This window comes from Armatimonas sp. (assembly GCF_031410135.1).
GTDB lineage: Bacteria > Armatimonadota > Armatimonadia > Armatimonadales > Armatimonadaceae > Armatimonas.
In genome coordinates, this window is the sequence record NZ_JANNYP010000838.1 from 1 (window position 1) to 2,308 (window position 2,308).

General features: G+C 61.0%; 3 protein-coding genes. All 3 read left to right on the top strand.

Annotated elements, in window-relative coordinates; all coding sequences use genetic code 11:
• Positions 1-438 (top strand): hypothetical protein (locus RMO15_RS30355; RefSeq protein WP_309722060.1); only part of this gene is annotated, 438 nt, incomplete at its 5' end.
• 75 nt (positions 439-513) lie between these two features.
• On the top strand, positions 514-2,001 hold the full coding sequence (locus RMO15_RS30360; RefSeq protein WP_309722063.1) for a malonyl-CoA synthase: 1,488 nt from the start codon (positions 514-516) through the stop codon (positions 1,999-2,001).
• 130 nt (positions 2,002-2,131) lie between these two features.
• A partial coding sequence (locus tag RMO15_RS33525) for a GntR family transcriptional regulator (RefSeq protein WP_369016183.1) occupies positions 2,132-2,308 on the top strand: 177 nt, incomplete at its 3' end.

Here is a 2,308-nt window from a genome sequence, read left to right on the forward strand (position 1 = left end):
CTCGGCAGTACCAAGCCAATCGTGCTCCGAGGAACCGTGGTCTCGGGCCTGTCGGGGCTCAAGCGAGTCGAGTACTGGCTGCGCCGCACCACCATAAAAGAGCCCGATCTCCCCGTGCACGATCCTGCCTGGGACACCGCGATGTGGCAACCGTGCCGCCTCGACGCGCCTCCCTCCGACTGGCGTTCGGTGCTGCCCACAGACGTGCCCCCTACCGATCTCTGGGGCTTCGATCCCAAAACGGGCAAGCCCAGAGACTGGCCCCTGCGCTACGGGATGACGGGCTGGACGGCAAACTTGGGCATCTTACCTCCCGGCCAGTACGAGTTTCGCGCCCGCACCGTGGATCTCAATGGCTTTCCGCAGCCCGAGCCGAGACCCAACCGTCAAACGGGCTTGAACGCGGTCGAGGTACGACGCTTTGAGGTCACTGCCTGATGATGATCTTTGGAACCGCCCTACTTGCTCTCTGCCACCTCGCGGTAAAATTCCTGGTGGGGCGCTAACAAACCAATGAATCTCTACACGCTTTTGGAGTCTCGTTTTCCGCACGACCGCAGTGCGATCTGCTTGGAGGTTCCGGGGGGACGGGATCGCACGTCGGACGAGCTGGCGCAGGGGAGCGCACGCATCGCGGGCTGGCTGTCGTCGCGGGGCCTGCCGCAAGGGGCACGGGTGGCCGCGTCCGTGGAGAAGTCTCCTGAGGGACTGATGCTCTATCTGGCGACCCTGCGGGCGGGCTTCGTCTTTCTGCCACTCAACACGGCGTACCGTGAGAGCGAGCTGGCCTACTTCTTTGGCGATGCCACGCCGAGCGTGGTGGTCTGCCCGAGCAAGAGTGCCCACTGGATCGCACCGCTTGCCGAGGCGGTTGGAGCACGAACAGAGACACTGGATGACGATGGCACGGGGAGCTTACTAGACGCGTGTGCTGACTTTCCAGGGACGTTTGCCACGGTTGAGCTGCCGGACACGGCGCTGGCGTCGCTGCTCTACACGTCGGGGACGACCGGGCGCAGCAAGGGCGCGATGCTGACACACGGCAACCTGGCGTCCAACGCGCTCGCGCTGCACGACAGCTGGGGCTGGAGCCGCGACGACGTGCTCTTGCACATGCTCCCGATCTTTCATATCCACGGGCTCTTTGTCGCGGCCAATGGGGCGCTACTCGCCGGGGCAAAGATGATCTGGTTGCCCAAGTTCGATGCAAAAGTGGCAATAGAGCACCTGCCCCGTGCGACGATACTCATGGGCGTGCCCACGTTCTACACCCGCCTGCTCGCCGAGCCGAGCTTCTCCCGCGCGGTCTGCCAGAGCGTCCGCGTCTTTATCTCCGGCTCCGCGCCTCTGCTCACCGAAACTTTCACGGCATTTCAAGAGCGCACGGGCCACACGATCCTAGAGCGCTACGGCATGAGCGAGACGGGAATCTTGACCTCGAACCCGTACTTAGAAACCGACGGCCCACGCTGTGGCGGCACGGTCGGGCGACCCTTGCCCGGTGTCTCGGTGCGCATTCAGGGCAACCCCGGCATGATCGAAGTAAAAGGCCCCGGCGTCTTTGTGGGCTACTGGGGAATGCCCGAGAAGACCAAAGAGGACCTCACCGACGACGGCTACTTCCGCACCGGAGACTTAGGCCACTTCGGCGGCGAGGGCGTCCCCGGTGACTATGTCTCAATCGTCGGGCGCGGCAAGGACTTAATTATCTCGGGAGGCTTCAATGTCTACTCCAAAGAGATCGAGAGCTTTCTCGATGCGCTCGACGGTGTCGAAGAGAGCGCAGTGGTCGGCGTTCCGCACCCCGACTTTGGTGAGGTCGGGGTGGCGGTCGTGGTCGCCAAGCCTGGCTCGACACTCGATCCCGCTCAGCTTCTCGCGACCCTGAAGACCCAGCTTGCCAACTTCAAAGTCCCCAAGCGTGTTGTCGTAGTGGACGAGCTTCCGCGCAATGCCATGGGGAAAGTGCAGAAGAACCTGCTCCGAGAGCAGCACCAATAGTTGAAATTCTGAATCATGTCATGAATTTATGGCATGCGTGATGATACTTTCTAATTAGATTCATTGGCGAAAAAAGGAGAGGTCGTGTACTATAGGCAAATTCATGACATGAATTTGGAAATTTTCAACGATGCCTACTTCCTATGTGTCTGTCCTAGAGTATCTTCAGCAAGAGTGTCTTGAGCGTCAGCCGGGAGATCGACTTCCCACCCTGACAGAGCTAAGGAAACGGTTCAACGCCTCCGAGCGCTCTGTGCTCAGAGCGCTGGAGGAGCTTCAGCGCCAGGGACTGATCGTCCGTCGGCAG